The organism is Desulfocicer vacuolatum DSM 3385 (assembly GCF_900176365.1).
GTDB classification, from domain to species: Bacteria; Desulfobacterota; Desulfobacteria; order Desulfobacterales; family Desulfobacteraceae; genus Desulfocicer; species Desulfocicer vacuolatum.
Genome location: NZ_FWXY01000009.1, coordinates 122,098 through 139,539 on the forward strand (window position 1 = coordinate 122,098; position 17,442 = coordinate 139,539).

At 46.3% G+C, this 17,442-nt stretch carries 9 protein-coding genes; all 9 read left to right on the forward strand.

What is annotated here, in order from left to right:
• The 9 genes from B9A32_RS10065 (at position 1) to B9A32_RS10110 (ending at position 17,377) form a co-directional block, all read left to right on the forward strand.
• Positions 1–3,009 (forward strand): AIR synthase-related protein, encoded by a 3,009-nt coding sequence (locus tag B9A32_RS10065; protein ID WP_084069136.1) that lies wholly within the window; start codon positions 1–3, stop codon positions 3,007–3,009.
• A gap of 67 nt (positions 3,010–3,076) precedes the next feature.
• Positions 3,077–3,898, forward strand: a complete 822-nt coding sequence (locus tag B9A32_RS10070) for a phosphoribosylformylglycinamidine synthase subunit PurQ (RefSeq protein WP_084068993.1) — start codon at positions 3,077–3,079, stop codon at positions 3,896–3,898.
• 66 nt (positions 3,899–3,964) lie between these two features.
• Positions 3,965–5,077 (forward strand): glycosyltransferase, encoded by a 1,113-nt coding sequence (locus B9A32_RS10075; RefSeq protein ID WP_084068995.1) that lies wholly within the window; start codon positions 3,965–3,967, stop codon positions 5,075–5,077.
• 84 nt (positions 5,078–5,161) lie between these two features.
• Complete coding sequence (locus B9A32_RS10080) at positions 5,162–5,884, forward strand: SapC family protein (protein WP_212637885.1); 723 nt, start codon at positions 5,162–5,164, stop codon at positions 5,882–5,884.
• Positions 5,885–6,463: 579 nt separating this feature from the next.
• On the forward strand, positions 6,464–10,651 hold the full coding sequence (locus B9A32_RS21680) for a PKD domain-containing protein (RefSeq protein WP_212637886.1): 4,188 nt from the start codon (positions 6,464–6,466) through the stop codon (positions 10,649–10,651).
• Positions 10,652–10,943: 292 nt separating this feature from the next.
• On the forward strand, positions 10,944–12,644 hold the full coding sequence (locus tag B9A32_RS10095; protein WP_084069005.1) for a type I secretion system permease/ATPase: 1,701 nt from the start codon (positions 10,944–10,946) through the stop codon (positions 12,642–12,644).
• Positions 12,645–12,647: 3 nt separating this feature from the next.
• Positions 12,648–14,294 (forward strand): type I secretion system permease/ATPase, encoded by a 1,647-nt coding sequence (locus B9A32_RS10100; RefSeq protein WP_084069008.1) that lies wholly within the window; start codon positions 12,648–12,650, stop codon positions 14,292–14,294.
• A gap of 21 nt (positions 14,295–14,315) precedes the next feature.
• Positions 14,316–16,031, forward strand: a complete 1,716-nt coding sequence (locus B9A32_RS10105; RefSeq protein ID WP_084069011.1) for a type I secretion system permease/ATPase — start codon at positions 14,316–14,318, stop codon at positions 16,029–16,031.
• A 14-nt stretch (positions 16,032–16,045) separates the two neighbouring features.
• Complete coding sequence (locus tag B9A32_RS10110) at positions 16,046–17,377, forward strand: HlyD family type I secretion periplasmic adaptor subunit (RefSeq protein WP_084069013.1); 1,332 nt, start codon at positions 16,046–16,048, stop codon at positions 17,375–17,377.
• Positions 17,378–17,442 lie beyond the last annotated feature (65 nt).

Consider the following 17,442-nt stretch of genomic DNA (forward strand, 5'->3'; position numbering starts at 1 on the left):
ATGCGTTCCTGTATTGAAATTGCCCTGAGCCCCCAGCTGATGGATGCCGAGGCCCAAGGCCTCATCAAAAAAGCCCGGGATTATTTTGATATTGGCATTGAGGCGGGGCGTTGCATACATCTGGTCACCATGGAGGCGGATTTATCCCCGGATGACCTGGCACTGGTGAAGGATGAAATTTTTACCAATCCCGTGATTCAGGTTTCCTCTTTGTCTCCCCTGGATGTGGATTTTGACTGGTGTATCTGGGTGGGTTTTCGACCCGGTGTAAGGGACAACGCTGGCAGCACGGCCATGGAGGCCATCTCTGACCTGTTAAAACGGGAATTTTTACCCGATGAAGGCATTTACACCTCTAAACGGTATTGCCTCACAGGGAAAAATTTAAGCAAAAATGATGTGGAAAAAATTGCAGATGAGCTGCTGGCCAATGCCATTATCCAGCAATGGAAGGTGTTTTCCCGATCTGAGTGGGATGCATCCAAAGGGGTGGGTGCCATTATTCCCAAGGTGCTGCTCAACCACGAACCCAAGTGCGATGTCATGGACATTGACTCCAATGAGGCGTTGCAGGCCATCAGTGATGCAAGAAATCTTGCCCTTAACTCCAGGGATATTCCTGTGATCCGGGATTATTTTCTGGATCCTGATGTGGTGGCTTCCCGTAAAAAAGCAGGTCTTTCCCAGCCCACGGATGTGGAGCTCGAATATATCTCCCAGGCCCGCAGTGATCATTGCAATCACAATACCTTTCAAGGGCTTTTTCGGTACACGGACGGGGCCACAAATGAGACGGTGGAAGAGGTCAACCTCTTTAAAACCTATATTAAAGAACCCACCCTGGCCCTGAAGGATGAAAAAAACTGGGTGGTGTCTGTGCTGTGGGACAATGCCGGTGTGGGTAAGTTTGACGACACAAACAACTATGTGATCACCGGGGAGACCCATAATTCACCCTCTAACATGGAAGCCTATGGCGGTGCCATCACCGGCATTGTGGGGGTGTACAGAGATCCCATGGGTACAGGCCTTGGTTCCCGGCTCATCATGGGAAGCTATGGGTTCTGCGTGGGGGACATGAACTATGACGGTCCCTTAAAAGCACCTTTGCACCCCCGGCGGCTTTTGGACGGGGTCATTGAAGGCGTCAAGGACGGCGGCAACAAGAGCGGGGTTCCCACCACCTTTGGTCAGACCCTGTTTAACCAGGGTTACATGGGAAAAAGCCTTGTGTTTGTCACGGCCCTTGGCATAATGCCATCCATGGTGGATGGTAAACCCAGCCATGAAAAAACAACGGTGCCGGGGGAACTCATTGTGATGAGCGGCGGCCGGGTGGGTAAAGACGGTATCCATGGGGTGACCGCATCCTCTGAGGTATTATCGGAAAATACCCCGGCAGGCCATGTTCAGATAGGTGATCCCTACACCCAGAAAAAAATGCATGATTTTCTTCTGGCGGCCCGGGATGAGGGGCTTTATGGTTTCATCACCGACAATGGCGGTGGGGGACTTTCTTCCTCTGTGGGTGAATCGGCCATGCTCAGTAACGGCTGTGAGGTCTGGCTGGACAAAGTCCCCTTAAAATATGACGGCCTTGACATGTGGGAGATTTGGATTTCCGAATCCCAGGAGCGCATGACCATTGCTGTAAAACCGGAAAACATTGATCGGTTCATGGCATTGTCCAAAGAGCACGAGGTGGAAAGCACAGTTATTGGTGAGTACACCGATTCCGGCAAGCTTCACATCAAATACAATGATCACACCTGTGCCTATGTGGACATGGATCTTCTGGACAAGGGCTTTCCCCAATGGGAGTTTGATGCCCTGTGGATGCCGCCTGCCCTGCGGGGATTAACGGAGCCTGTGCTTTCCCCGCCAAAGGATGTCAATGCATTGATTTTGAGCATGATGGCCCGGCCCAACATCTGTTCCAAGGAGTGGATTGCAAGGCAATATGACCATGAGGTCCAGGGGGGCAGTGTGATAAAACCCCTGGTGGGAATGAAACACAATATTCCCTCCGATGCCTCGGTGATCCGACCGGTGTTGACCTCCATGAAGGGTCTTGCCTTTTCCCAGGCATTGCTGCCGTGGTATTCTAAAATTGATGCCTACCATATGATGACCGCCACCATTGACGAAGCTGTACGGCGGCTCATTGCCGTGGGCGGCACCCTTTCCCACATGGGCGGGGTGGATAATTTCTGCTGGCCCGATATTCAGTTTCATCCGGTGAAAAATCCCGATGGAAAATTCAAGGCAGCCCAGCTGGTGCGGGCCTGCCGGGCCTTAAAAGATGCGTGCATGGCCTATGGCATCCCCCTGTTGTCCGGCAAGGACAGCATGTATGTGGATGGATACCTCACCGGAGAATTTGGAGAGGCCATCAAGGTGTCGGCCCTTGAGACTGTGCAGTTTTCCGCCACTGGTGTGGTGGATGATGTGACAAAATGCATGACCCTGGCCCCCAAGGTGTCCGGGGATCTTGTGTATGTGCTGGGGACCACCGCCAATGAGATGGGGGCTTCTGAATATTATGAATTATTGGATCAGACAGGACTTAATGTCCCCCAGGTGAATTTTGATCAATTCAAGGTGGTGTACAGAGCGCTTGAAAAGGCCATTACCAACGGTTTGACTGCCTCTGCCCATGCCGTGGCCCGGGGCGGACTTGCCACCCATGGAGCCTTGGTGGCCCTGGGCGGTGGCATGGGATTTGAACTGGATCTTACCCGGGTGCCGGTGGATGAAAAAAACGGGATGCCTGGAATGGATGCCCTTTTATTTTCTGAATCTGCCGGACGATTCATTGTGACGGTGGCCCCGGAAAATCAAAGCACTTTTGAAAAGATGTTTAAAGGTATGGCATGTGCCATGGTGGGACGTGTCACTGATGAGCACTCCTGTTTTGTGATTAAAGGAACAGATGGGAAAGTGCTTTCTGATCTTTCCCTGGATGCCTTGGAGGCCGCCTGGGCCGCTCCCTTTGGAGATATGATATGATAAAATTCAAATATTTGACTGCCGATTTGAACAAATATACCTGGACCCTGCCCTTGGGAGATATGATATGACAACGGTAAATGCACTTGTTTTAACCGGTTTTGGACTCAATTGTGACATGGAGACGGCTGCAGCCTTTGAACTTGCCGGTGCCAGGGCCCACAGGGTTCATATTAATGCTTTGGTGGGGGGCAAGGTGAATCTGGATGATTTCCAGATTTTGGCCTTTGGCGGCGGATTCAGCTGGGGGGATGACCATGGTGCCGGGGTGATCCAGGCCCTTAAGCTTAAAAATCATCTGGGGGAGCAGCTGCTCAAATTTGTGGATGATAAAAAGCTGATCATCGGTATCTGTAATGGATTCCAGACACTTGTTAATCTGGGGCTTTTGCCGGGGTTTGATGGTGATTATACGGATCGGTCCGTGGCACTGACCTGGAATGATTGCGGAAATTTCCGGGATCACTGGGTGCATCTGGGAATTAATGGGAAGAGCCCCTGTGTGTTTACCAGGGGGCTTGATCCGGTTATTGATCTGCCTGTTCGCCATGGTGAGGGTAAATTTGTGGCGGATGGGGCTGTGGTGGAGCGACTGGAAGCGAACAATCAGGTGGTTATGCGTTATGCCCTTGGGGATGGCAGTTGTGCCGGAGGAAAATTTCCGGAAAATCCCAATGGGTCTGTGGGGGATATTGCGGGGATTTGTGATCCCACAGGACGGGTGTTTGGTTTGATGCCCCATCCTGAGGCTTTTAATCATTTTACTAATCATCCGGATTGGTGCTGTAACCTGGAGCGTGCTCAGCGTCAAGGTTCTTTTTCCATAAAACAAGAAGGAACAACGTCGGGCATTCAGATTTTTAAGAATGCCGTGGCGTGTGTGTCTTAGTTAAGCTGTTAAATCTCAAACCATGTTTTTGAATTAAAAATTTCCCGGGTCTTCTAAATTGAGTCCATGCCAAAAATAACACATGTTTTTAAGACATATTTTCCTGAAACCAATGGTGGGCTGGAGGAGGCTATTCGTCAAATTGGCCGTCACAGTATCAGGGATGGATATCGGGTGGAGGTTGTGGCCGCCGGGGCAAAAAGTTATGAGCTCTCTACTCCAGATAATATTACCGTAAAATTTCATGAAAGTCTTTGGGATTTATATTCAAATCCTGTCAGTTTGCCTTTCATGAAGCAGTTTAAAACTATTTGTAAAAATACAGATATTTTGCATTTTCATTTTACCTGGCCCACGGCTGAAATTTTGACCTTAATTCATAGCGTCTCAAATCCCATGGTGGTCACTTTTCATTGTGATATCCATAAAAATAAATTTTTAAAAACGCTTTATCGACCCATCATGAAGCGTTTTCTGAAACGGGCAGATAAGATATGTGTTACCAGTCGTAATTTGTTTTTAAACACTCCTTGTCTCCATGAGTTCCAACGAAAGGTCGAGGAAGTTCCACTCTGGCTGGACGAACAACGCTTTTCTGGATTGTCCGGGCCGGATAAAACGATTATTGATTTTGTTAAAGAATGTAAACCCTATGGTTTATTTGCCGGAGTGCTACGATGGTACAAGGGGCTTGAGATACTTCTTGAAGCTTCAAGAAAATTTAATGGGGATATAGTTATTGTGGGGAAAGGCTCCCTGTACCGTCAATTAAAAAAACAGATCAAAAAAGAGAACTTGAACCATGTGCATCTGTTGGGATTTCAGTCTGATAGTAACTTAAAGTATTTGATCCAGAATTGTCGGTTTGTTGTGTTACCGTCGATTACCCCGGCTGAAGCGTTTGGACAAATATTGCTGGAGGGGCTTTATTTTTCCAAGCCACTTATTTCCACTGAGCTGGGCACGGGAACTTCTTTGGTAAATCGTCACAACCGAACGGGGCTTGTGGTAAAGCCAGGGAATGTTGCATCCCTTGCCAGTGCAATGAACCGGATGTGTCTGGATGAATTGCTCCACGAACGGTTGACATCCGGCACGTTTTATCATTATAAAATGAATTTTTCCGAAGCGGTTCAGGGGAAAAAATATAGTCAAATTTATGAATCTCTTACTGAATAGACACAAAGCCCTTAATTTAAACTACTCCTGAATATGCTTTTTTGTCATTCGCATTGGTTGAAATTACAGAAAAACATCAAAAGAATGAAACAAATAAAAAAACGAGAGGATAACATGTTTAAAAAAGTTGAACCCTTGAATAATGCCACTCATCAGAATCTCAGATTTGTTGGGGTAAAATCCTTTGATAGTGCCATGGATATCGTGAGCTCTCCTTTGGTTGCATCTGAAGTGGTGTTGGCATCAAAATATTATCCCATTGTTTTTCCAACAGATGGTGTGATTCCGGTGTCTCTTTTTTCCCTGGGGCAAAAAAAGAATTTTTATGTAAACGATGATGGCTCCTGGAAAGCTCCTTACGTGCCTGCGCATATTCGAAGGTATCCATTTATCCTTGGGGGGAAATCTGGAGGTGGTGGTGATGAGCAGCCCCAGGCCTTCACTGTTTGCATTGATGTTGAAGCACCTCACTTTGCCTCTGATCAGGGTGAACCTCTTTTTACTGCAGATGGACAACCAGCCCCTTTGACCCAGAAAGCCATTGATTTTTTAAAGGCATACCAGGAAGATGTCAAAGTGACCCAAGGTGCCTGTAGTGAGCTGGAAACGCATGGGGTGTTGGTTGCCAAAAAAATTGATCTTGAAAAAAGCGGGGAAAAAAGGTCTTTTGGCGGTTTTCGCTGCGTTGATGTTGGAAAAATGAATGAATTGGATGATTCTATCTTAGCTGGTTGGGTTAGAAATGGCCTTATGAGATTGATTGTTTTTCATTTGCAGTCTCTTAATAACCTTAAAATATTGTCGTAGTTTTTCGGTATCTACCATATGTCCAAAAGTAGCTTGCTCTTTTTTGAAAGATTCCCCCTGAAATGGGGAAATTGTTCTGTAAAATGCAATCAGAAATGAAAAATGCCGATTTCTATTAGTAAAAATCCTGGTTCCATGGCCCAGGATTTTTACTGAATTTTTATGAATTTCTTATTCCCTTCATTTTGAACCGCTTAATACTCCTTCCCTGAAATTAGAGTTTGTATTTTTTGTTGCAAAACAACCCTTCGTTCGGGTGAAAATAATAAAAATATTTAAATCTCCTTTCCCGCCTAAAAAAGTATTTTAAGTTATTGAATTTATAAAATACATTGACAAAAATATTGCTGGATGTAAAAGTAAAACCAATGATATCTCTAAGATGTGGCTGGACAAAAAAGTCGTGGGAAAACAATAAATTTAGCAAGGGGATCTGTTATGAAAAAAAATATTTTTTTAGCGATAATCTTTATTGTTTGTTTTTGTCTTAGTGGGCCAGCGCATTCTGTTATGCCCAAGGCGGTGGATTCTGATGGAAAATATAGACACCGTCCCCTCCATGCAAATAATCGATTTTTGGTGAAAATATCTTCAAGTGCATTTAAAACCACTTCATTAAATTTAAATTCACAGAACAACTTTGGCGGACAAAAAATTGTGACAGGGTTGAGTTCAATTGATTTGAAATTGAGTCAATTGAATGTGAAACGGTTTAAACCCCTTTTTTCAGGTTTGAAAAATGCTTTGTTATCCAACGCTTTGGGAGCAAATCGTTGGTTTACCATAGAGCTTGAAAATGATGCAGATATAAAAGCATTGGTGGAAGAGTTTAAAAGAGATCAGAGTGTTGAAAATGCTACACCTGACTGGATTGCTTATCCGGCGGTGGCAACCAGTGATCCTTTTTATGTGGATCAATGGGGGCATAACAATACAGGGCAGCTGCTGGATTATAAATGGGGGGCAGGGGGACATCCCTTCGGCAACCCCGTGGGTACTCCTGGTTTTGATGGAAACATTGAGGCGGCCTGGGGCTTTTTAAAACAGAATTATAATATTAATTATGGCAATGATAAGGTTGTTATTGGGATTATTGATACCGGCGTTGATCTGGAACATCCGGATTTGAGACTGGTGGATGGCTATGATTTTGGAGATAATGACACCAATCCTGATGATGTTTTAGGGCATGGAACCGCCTGTGCAGGTGTTGCGGGAGCCATTGCAGACAATGGAAAGGGTGTTGCCGGTGTTGCCGGGGGCTGTAGTATTATGCCCCTTAAGGTTGCAGACAGTGACGGTGCCATGTATTTTTCTAAAATTCAACAGGCATTGTATTATGCTGCAGATCATGGTGTTGATGTTGTCAGCATGAGTCTGGGGGCAGATATTTCCACCGATGCTGCCACTGAGACCGCATTGGAATATGCTTATAACAAAGGCGTGACATTGCTGGCAGCAACGGGAAATGATAACCTTTCTTCCATCAGTTATCCTGCATCTAGTCCATTTGTCATTGCCGTGGGGGCGGCTAACCCCTGTGATGGGAGAAAACGCAGCAGCAGCCTTGCCAGCGAATTAAATCCCGATGTTGCACCGGATCCCAATGGGTATACTTGTGATGGAGAGCGGTGGTGGGGATCTAACTACGGAAGTTCAGCGCCGGATTCCAAAGATGCCGTAGATATAATTGCTCCGACAATTTTACCTGCAACGGATATCATGGGATCAGGGGGATATGATAACAGTGATTATTCCAAGTGGTTTAATGGCACTTCCTGTGCCACTCCTTTTGCTGCAGGTGTGGCTGCCTTGGTCAAATCCCTTCATCCCCACTGGACGCCGGCCCAGGTGCGGGATCAATTAATAGATACTGCCCGGGATGTTGAAAATATTGAGTCTGACGCAGGTTGGGACAGGTACAGTGGTTATGGGCTGGTGGATGCGGGGACCGCTGTTGAGATGGCTGCCGTATGTGATCAGCACGAATTGGTTTTAACAATAATTCTTGACCAGTACCCTTCAGAAACCACCTGGGAATTAAAAGATGACACCGGCGCAGTTGTTTATTCTGGTGGACCCTATATTACTGCCAATTCAACAGATACGGAAACTTTTTGTCTGTCTGAAGGAAATTATATTTTTACCATTTACGATTCGTACGGGGATGGCCTGTCTGGTTCCTATGAATTGATGGAAGGAGATCTTATTCATGCGTCGGGAGGTTCCTTTTCAACTTTTGAAAGTACTTCTTTTATCCTTGGCAGTACCCCAAATATTCCCCCAAAATCCGACGCAGGGGGGGTATATAGCGCTATGGCCGGGGAGGCGATTCAATTCAATGGGAATGGTTCCTCAGACTCCGATGGGACCATAGAATATTATATCTGGGATTTTGGGGATGGAGAAAATGCTGTTGGCATTGCTCCCACACATACATATGCTGACGCCGGTACCTATACGGTAACGTTGACGGTGGAGGATGACGATGGGGCCACAGACAGTTCCACGGCCCAGGTAAGTATTACCGCCCTCGGGGAATATACGATTCTGACCTATGATGACTTTGAAGATGGCTGGGGGAATTATACGTCTGGCGGGGGGGATTGTTTGCGCTATACCGGCGGTACTTACGCCCATCAGGGCAGGGCTGCTGTAGATATTCAAGACAACAGCGGTGTCGCATCTTCTTTCTTTTATGCCACGGGTGTGGATGTATTGACCCCGGGATATACAACAATAAGGGTGGAGTTCTGGTTTCGTGCCCAGAGCATGGACAACAGTAATGAAGATTTTCAGGTGCAGTATTTTGATGGTAATACCTGGCATACAGTGGCGTCCTATGCCAAGGGTGTGAATTTTGAAAATGGACAATTCTATAATAAAACCATTGTGATTTCTGAGTCAGATTACACATTCCCCACCAATATGAAGTTGCGTTTTATGTGCGATGCCAGCGGCAATGCAGATGATGTTTATATTGATGAAATAAAGGTCTCTGCAGCTTCGTTGGGAGGTCATAATACCCCCCCTCAGTCCGATCCAGGGGACTCTTACACTGGTATAGCCGGTGAAGCCGTGCAGTTTAATGGAGGAGGTTCAACCGATTCAGATGGAACCATTGTGAACTATACATGGGAGTTTGGAGATGGTGGTACCGCTGTGGGGATCGCCCCCATCCATACATATGCTCAAGCCGGTGTTTATACCGTAACGCTGACAGTGGAGGATGACGACGGAGGCACTGATAGTGCAACGGCTGGAGTGAGTATCAGTGAGCCTTTTTTAAATCTTTCTCCCCAATCCAACGCAGGGGGGCCTTATAATGGTATGGCAGGTGAAGCCGTGCAATTTAATGGTGATGCCTCAACTGATTCAGATGGAATCATTGTGAGCTATTCATGGGGGTTTGGAGATGGTGGCACCGCTGTGGGGACTTCCCCCATCCATACATATACTCAAGCCGGTACCTATGCAGTAACATTGACAGTGGAAGATGATGGCGGAGCCATTGATACCGATACGGCTCAGGTCACCATTACTGCCGTGGGAGAATATACGATCCTCACCTATGATGATTTTGAAGATGGCTGGGGGAATTATACACCTGGTGGGGGGGATTGTTTACGTTATACCGACGTTACCTACGCCCACCAGGGTAATGCTGCAGCAGATATTCAAGACAACAGCGGCATCGCATCTTCTTTCTTTTATACGACGGGTGTGGATGTATCAACCCCGGGGTACACAACAATAAAGGTGGAATTCTGGTTTCGTGCCCAGAGTATGGACAATAGCAATGAGAATTTCCTGGTACAGTATTTTGATGGCAACGCCTGGTATACAGTGGCCTCCTATGCCCAGGGCGTGGATTTTGAAAATGGACAATTTTATAATAAAACCATTGTTATTTCTGAGTCTGATTACGCGTTTCCCACCAATATGAAATTGCGTTTTTTGTGCGATGCCAGCGGCAATGCAGATGATATTTATATCGATGAAATAAGGGTTTCTGCCGGTTCATCGGGGTATAACAGCCCTCCCCGGTCCGATGCTGGGGGTGCTTATAGTGGTATTGAGGGTGAAATGGTTCAGTTTAATGGTGACGGCTCAACCGACTCAGATGGAATGATTGTTAGCTATGCGTGGGATTTTGGAGATGGAAGTGCTGCTTCAGGGATTGCCCCCGTTCATACTTATGGTGCGGCCGGTAGCTATACGGTGACACTGACAGTGGAAGATGACGATGGGGCCACTGATACTTCCACAGCCCAGGTGACCATTTCCACCGAGGGAGAATATACAGTTCTGAGCTATGATGATTTTGAGAATGGATGGGGGAGTTATACTCCCGGTGGAGGTGATTGTTTGCTCTACACCGGTGGTGCTTATGCCCATCAAGGTAGTGCTGCTGCAGATATTCAGGATAACAGTGGCGGGGCCTCATCTTTTTATCACACCCATGGTATGGATGTTTTAACACCAGGCTACACAGAGATTAAAGTGGAATTCTGGTTTCGTGCCCAGAGTATGGACAACAGCAATGAAGATTTCCAGGTACAGTATTTTGATGGCAGTATCTGGCATACAGTGGCATCCTATGCCCAGGGCGTGGATTTTGAAAATGGTCAGTTTTATTTTGAAACCATCTCCATCCCCAATTCAACATACGTTTTTCCGTCGGATATGAAGCTGCGGTTTATGTGTGATGCCAGTGGAAACAGAGATGATGTTTATATTGATGAAATTACTGTTGTTGCTAAATAAAATGTTGTTTGTCTATACCTGGAAAACATTTTTTTCATTGACCTTGTTTGCTTGATATAATAACATTGCTGGTTTGAATTTAAGTAAACACAAGGGTATTATATTATGTTGAGTCCGGGTATTCTAATTGCCATTGATGTAACTATTCTATATTTGGTCATGGGCCCCCTGGTTTTGTATGGTTTATATGTTCTGTTTGACCTGCTGGGCCAGGAAACTAACAGAGAAATGGCGTCCATGGACATTATTAAAAAGAAAAAACGGCCATTCGGTCAGATGAAGATAACCCCGCATGAATAAATTTTTCAATGAGTGGAAGGGGTATTTCACCTTTGCCGCCCTTTTAAGCTGCTTTATTAATATTCTCCAGCTGACATTTCCCTTTTATATGTTTGTTATTTACGGCAACGTCTGCATCAGTGGCAGTATGGCATCGCTGGAGACCTTTACCATTGCAGCCATATACGCACTGATTCTGTTGACTTTTTTCAGTTATGTCCGTTCCCGCCTTCTGGAGGTTGCCAGTAAAGGCTATAATTTGAAATTTCGCAATAAAGTTTATTGCTGTATGCTTTATAGTCATGCCAACATGAATGAGCATTCTTCTGAACAAGTGTTGAGCGATCTTGGAACCATTCGGAAATATTTTACTACGCCTGCCATAAATGCTTTGTTTGACGCACCTTGGGCACCGCTTTATCTTGCATTAATTTTTCTTTTTCATCCGGTTCTGGGTGCCATTGCCACGGCTGGTGCAATAATTATGGTGGTACTGAATGTTTTCCAGGAATTTCTGGTGCGGGACAACATGCGGGCAGCCAATGTGAAAAATATGGAGAACAAACGTTTCATTGATGCTTTTTTGCGAAATTCAGAAGTGATCAATGGGATGGGGATGATTGGGGCCATTGGTGACAGATGGGAGAATAACAATCGGGCGGTTATTGTTAATCAGGCCGTGAGCAGTCAATATGCCGGTTTGATTCAGTCCATTATCAAGCCGTTGCAGACTTTTATCCAGGTTGTTATCTATTTTGCCGGAGCATGTTATGCACTTACCCAGGGATTTGATGTGGGTTTGATGGTGGCCGCATCCATTGTCATGGGGCGGGCATTGATGCCTTTGGTGCAAGTTATGACCACATGGAAAATGACTCTCCAGGCAAGGGATGCCTATGGACGATTAAACCATTTTTTAAATCATTTTGACTCCGATGCTCCTCCCATGGATTTGCCGGTTCCTCTGGGAACACTCCATGCCAAGAATGTTAATTTTGCCATTGGCGACAGACTTCTTCTTAATGATGTTTCTCTTCATCTCAATCGGGGTGAACTTCTGGGTATTATTGGTCCCAATGGTGCGGGGAAATCAACTCTTTGCCGTGTGCTTCTTGGACTCTGGCCCATCATATCTGGTAAAGTGACCCTTGATGGAGCTGACATCTATTCCCGGACCCAGGCTCAGATGGGAAAATATATCGGATATCTACCCCAGGTGGTGGAGCTTTTTCCGGCAACGGTGGCGGAAAACATTGCCCGGCTTGGTCCGGTAGATATGGAAAAAGTTGAAAAGGTGGCCACCTTGTGTGGCATTCACACCCTGATTGAGACTTTTCCCAAGGGGTATGATACGCTTTTAGAGCACCCCGATGGCGTGGGTTTGTCCGGTGGGCAACGTCAACGACTGGGGCTGGCCAGGGCACTTTATGGTGACCCCTGTCTTTTGGTTCTGGATGAGCCCACTTCCAACCTTGACTGTCAAGGGGAAGCCGCGCTGTTGGATCTGCTTGGCACCATTAAACTGACAAGGCAATGCACCTGTGTGATGGTGACCCATAAAACGGAATTGATTCAGGCCATGGACAAGCTTCTTGTGTTGAATGGGGGGCGCGTATTTATGTCTGGTGCCATGGAGGAGGTGGTGACCAGGCTTTCCAGGGCACACCAGGCACAATCAACGCCCGGTGGGGCAGCTTCAGCGAGGTTTGTGTAATTCATGGCAACTTATTTGCGTCAGTGTCTCTCTTATTTTTTTTCTGCAGGTTTTTTCAGCCTTTTTGCCAATACCCTTTACCTGACATTTCCCCTGTATATGATGGCGATCTATGACAGAGTGCTTTCCAGTGCCAGCTTTTCCACTCTTTTTGTCATTACAGGGGGGGCATTGCTGGCATTGGTGACATTGGGAATTCTTGAACTTCTTCGATCCAGAATTCTTGTCAGATTAGGTGTTAAACTGGACTCCCTTATCGGTCGTAAGGTGTTGGATCGTATGCTAAAAAACGCTTCCCGACCCGGTACTCCCACTTACCAGTTGGGGCTGATGGATATGAATGTTATTCGCCATTATTTTGCAGGTAATGCTATTTTTGCTTTTTTTGATGTTCCCTGGATACCCATTTATCTGGGGGTGATTTATCTGATGCACCCCATTTTAGGGTATACAGCAGCAGGGGGCGCATTTGTTATTTTTATTTTAGGCGTCATACAACATTTTTTATCCCATTCAGATCTTGAAAAGAGTCGTTTACTTGGTGCTCTGGAACGTGAATGGCTTGGTAAATGTTTTCGCAATGCAGAATTGTTAAAGGCAATGGGAATGGTCAGTAATACGGCCCGTTACTGGAACCGTATCAACGATATGGAGATGGATATTCAGGAAAAATCCGGAAAAAAAGGGCAATTTGTCACTGCCTTGAGTATGAGTTTCCGGGTTTTTATGCAGGTGGCAATTTATTGTGTTGGGGCACTGCTGTTCATTAAAAATCAAGTGAACATGGGCTCCATCATTGCCGCTTCCATCGTCATGGGACGGGCACTTGCCCCGGTTCAGCAAGGTATTGGCGCCTGGCAGCAGACCGCCACTGCACGATTGTCCTATCGTCGCCTGGACCGGCTGCTCAAGGAAAGCCAAGAGATAGAAGAGAGGCGTATGATGGATAAGTTCAATGGCAGGCTTGATGTGGATGCCGTTACACTTAAAATTGCTGACGAGTCTATAATTGAAAATTTGTCTTTTTCCCTGGAACCTGGAGAGAGTCTGGGCCTGGTTGGCCATAACGGGGCGGGAAAAACATCTTTATGCCGAATGCTACTGGGGACTTGGAATCCAACCCATGGAAAAATTCTGCTGGACGGTCAAGCAGTGGACACCATTGATTCAGAGTCATTGGGTCCTTTTATTGGGTATTTACCACAGGATGTGGAGTTGTTTACCGGCACTGTCAGTGAAAATATTGCCCGTATGGGTCCCATTGATTCAAGTGCGGTGATCCAGGCATCAAAAATGGCCGATGCCCACAGAGAAATTCTTCGATTCAGCCATGGCTATGAGACAGATATCGGTGAAGCCGGTTTAAGCCTTTCCGGTGGACAGCGTCAGCGGGTGGGGCTTGCCCGGGCACTGTACGGTACACCCTCTCTGGTCATATTGGATGAACCCAATTCAAATCTGGATGACGCAGGTGAAATGGCACTTCTCAACGCTTTGAAGCGACTCAAGGATCAGGGGACAACGGTCATTATGATTACCCATAAAATGTCCCTGTTGTCCGGAGTTGATAAAGTTCTTACTTTACAAAAAGGAAGCCCGCCGGAATTTGGCAGCAGGGATGATTTTTTTAAAAAAGCGTTGGCAGATTAAATATAATGATGGAGAAAATGAATGCGTGATCTTTTGAAATTCAGATATAAATATTTTATCTTTATCTCTCTTTTTGGGTTGGCTATCCACTTGATTTATCTCATGGTTCCCATTTATATGATGGTGATTTGTGATCGAGTGCTCTATAGTTTCAGTGGTGCCACATTGGTGACCTTGAGCCTGTTAACCCTTTTTTGCCTCACAGTGATGGGGGTGCTGGAATACATGCGCTCCAAGATGGCCATGCGGGTGGGATTTGCCATGGAACAAAGGGTGTTGCCCCATGTGCTTGCAACAATCCACAATAACGCTGCAGCAGCTGATAACAATGGGTATGACCGTGGAGTGATCGATCTGGCGTGTGTTCGGGAGGCTGTTGTGCACGGTGTTTTTTCAAAGGGGCTTGATCTGCCCTGGATTGTACTTTACCTTGTGATTCTTTATGTCATGAATCCTCTCCTCGGTGGGGTGGCAACCATTGGATTGGGCATGACTTTTATGTTTCAGCAGCTATTGGGACAATTGAACACTAAGCGTTACATCGCTTCCCATGGGGCTGATATAGAGGCTGCCAGATTACTGTCTGCTACCACTCGTCACGCTGATTTAATAGCTGGAATGGGAATGCTGGAGGCCGTGCAGGGCAAATACCATGAAGTGGCTCAATCAAGCCGGATAAATAGGTATCAGGCAGCAAATAACAGGTGCGCCACAGCTGCCGTTCGAATGATACTCCAGGGCCTTTCCATTGCAGCCATTTTCGGCAGTGGCACTTATCTTTTTTTCAGCCAGCAAATTTCCATTGGAATTGTTTTTGCTGGGGTTATCATCATGGCCCGGCTTTTTTATCCCCTTGATGTGGGATTTGAATCTCTTAAATCTGTTGCTGAAGCCTTTGCCGCTTATGAACGCCTGCTTCATTTTGTTGAAACCAGAGAGCGCCAATCTACCTTGACATTACCGCGTCCTAAAGGAGCACTTAATGTTGAAAGTGTTACGATGGTGGTAAAGGGAAAAACGCTTTTGAAAAACATATCCTTTCATATGGAGCCTGGTGAGACCCTGGGTCTTTTGGGGCCATCCGGGGCCGGAAAAACCGTTTTATTGCGTTTAATATTGGGTGTATGGAACCCGGCTGCAGGTAAAATTCGCCTTGACGGTGGCGATCTTTCCCAATGGAAAAGGGAGGATCTGGGTATCCATGTGGGATATTTGCCCCAGGAAACCGAATTGTTTGCCGGTTCCATTGCTGAAAATATATCCCGTTTGAAAATAGTGGATTCAGAAAAAGTAATCCAGGCCGCCAGAAAAGCCCATTGCCATGAAATGATACTATCACTTACCAAAGGATATGACTTCATGGTGGATAATACCGGTAAAAATCTTTCCATCGGTCAGCGACGGCGTATTGCTTTGGCGCGTGCCTTGTACGATGATCCCCAGGTAGTGGTTCTGGATGATCCCCATGCCGGTCTGGATGAATCTGGTTTTAAAGCTTTGATGGCCACTTTGCAATTATTGAAAAAGGAAAAGAAAAGTGTTGTACTGGTGGCGGAGAGACCCAATATGGTGGCAATGACGAATAAACTTTTGATGTTGAGGGAGGGGCAGGTGGCCATGTTCGGGCCCACAAAAGAAGTTCTTTCAAAATTGAGTGCATCCCGTCAACAGACGTCACAGCAAAACCGGCAACAACTGAAGGCGGTACCTTCCACGGGTCAAAATCGGTTGAACTAATCAGGAGATCAACAATGACTGAAAAGAATGTAATTGCAGATAAAGATATTGTATTGAATACCAGCCCCACGCCGTTCATTGTTGCCGGTTTGGTGGTTATTTTTTGTTTTTTTGGGGGAATTGCCGCGTGGTCTGTTTATTTTCCCTTTCAAGGAGCTGTGATTGCCCCGGGTACGGTGAAAGTTTCTGGCGAACGAAAAACCGTTCAGCATCTGGAGGGTGGAATTATTGATGAGATTCTTGTGCAGGAGGGAGATCGGGTTCAAAAGGGAGATATTCTCATCAAATTGAAAAGTATCAAGGTGGAGGCAAATGTAGAGCTCCTGAAGGGGCGCCTCAATGCCAAGCTGGCAGAGCAGGATCGTCTCAGCGCCGAGGTGATCATGGCCAAAAAAATTATCTGGTCTCCAGAATTGAATTTACAGCAGACAGACACCAATGTGGCCAAGATTATAAAAGCGGAAAATGATATTTTTGTATCCCGCCGTTCAGATATGAAAGGCAAAATATCTTTATATGAATCCCAGATCAAACAGTTGAAAAACCGCATTGAGGGGGCCAATGAAGAGTTTGGAACCCAGAAGATTATTATTGCCAACCTGGAGGAAGAACTTACGGTTAAAAAAACCCTTTTCCAGGAAAACTACATGGGAAAACCAGAGATCATGGAGCTCCAGCGACGTCTTGCTGAGCACCAGGGGCGCCGGGGACGGTTGCACCAGGACATGGCTGAATATCGGCAGATGATAGAAGAATATAAGCTTCGCATGGTTGATATAAAAAATCAGTACAAAGAGCAGGCCATCACCCAGCTGGGAAAGACCAAGGACATCATTTTTGAGTTAAAAGAACAGATTCGCCCGGCAACGGATACGCAAAAGCGCTTAACTGTTCGTGCCCCCATCAGTGGCGAGGTGATTAATATGCAGGTTCACTCTGAAGACAGCGGTGTCATTTCTCCGGGCATGCCGTTACTTGATATTATACCAACAGACTCCAAACTGATTATTCGAGCAAGGGTCAATCCCCAGGACATCACCCGGGTGCAAAAAGGGCAGGCCACCAAGGTGCAGCTCAGCGCCTTTGACAGGGACTCCACCCCACCGGTGCCAGGTGTGGTTACCTATGTGGCTGCAGATCTTGAAACGGAGCGGACTGCCATGGGAATGGTGAGCTTCTACAGCGTTCATGTGGAGGTGGATTCGGCGGTTCTGGAACAAAATAATGCCTACCTTTCTCCGGGTATGCCGGCAGCATGTTATATCACCACCAAGGAAAGAAGTGTCATCAGCTATATTTTGGGCCCTTTGCTTATCAATGCTGACCGAGCCATGAGGGAAGGGTGATGGCTCACCCGTGGTCTCTGGAACCAGTGAATACTGCTCATTTTGTTACTCTCCTGTATAAACGC

Excerpts from the sequence above, each read along its gene's own strand:
- B9A32_RS10105 (WP_084069011.1), top strand. The coding sequence starts at position 14,316 with ATGCGTGATCTTTTGAAATTCAGATATAAATATTTTATCTTTATCTCT.
- B9A32_RS10070 (WP_084068993.1), top strand. The coding sequence starts at position 3,077 with ATGACAACGGTAAATGCACTTGTTTTAACCGGTTTTGGACTCAATTGT.
- B9A32_RS10065 (WP_084069136.1), top strand. The coding sequence starts at position 1 with ATGCGTTCCTGTATTGAAATTGCCCTGAGCCCCCAGCTGATGGATGCC.
- B9A32_RS10080 (WP_212637885.1), top strand. The coding sequence starts at position 5,162 with ATGAAACAAATAAAAAAACGAGAGGATAACATGTTTAAAAAAGTTGAA.
- B9A32_RS10100 (WP_084069008.1), top strand. The coding sequence starts at position 12,648 with ATGGCAACTTATTTGCGTCAGTGTCTCTCTTATTTTTTTTCTGCAGGT.
- B9A32_RS10075 (WP_084068995.1), top strand. The coding sequence starts at position 3,965 with ATGCCAAAAATAACACATGTTTTTAAGACATATTTTCCTGAAACCAAT.
- B9A32_RS10095 (WP_084069005.1), top strand. The coding sequence starts at position 10,944 with ATGAATAAATTTTTCAATGAGTGGAAGGGGTATTTCACCTTTGCCGCC.
- B9A32_RS10110 (WP_084069013.1), top strand. The coding sequence starts at position 16,046 with ATGACTGAAAAGAATGTAATTGCAGATAAAGATATTGTATTGAATACC.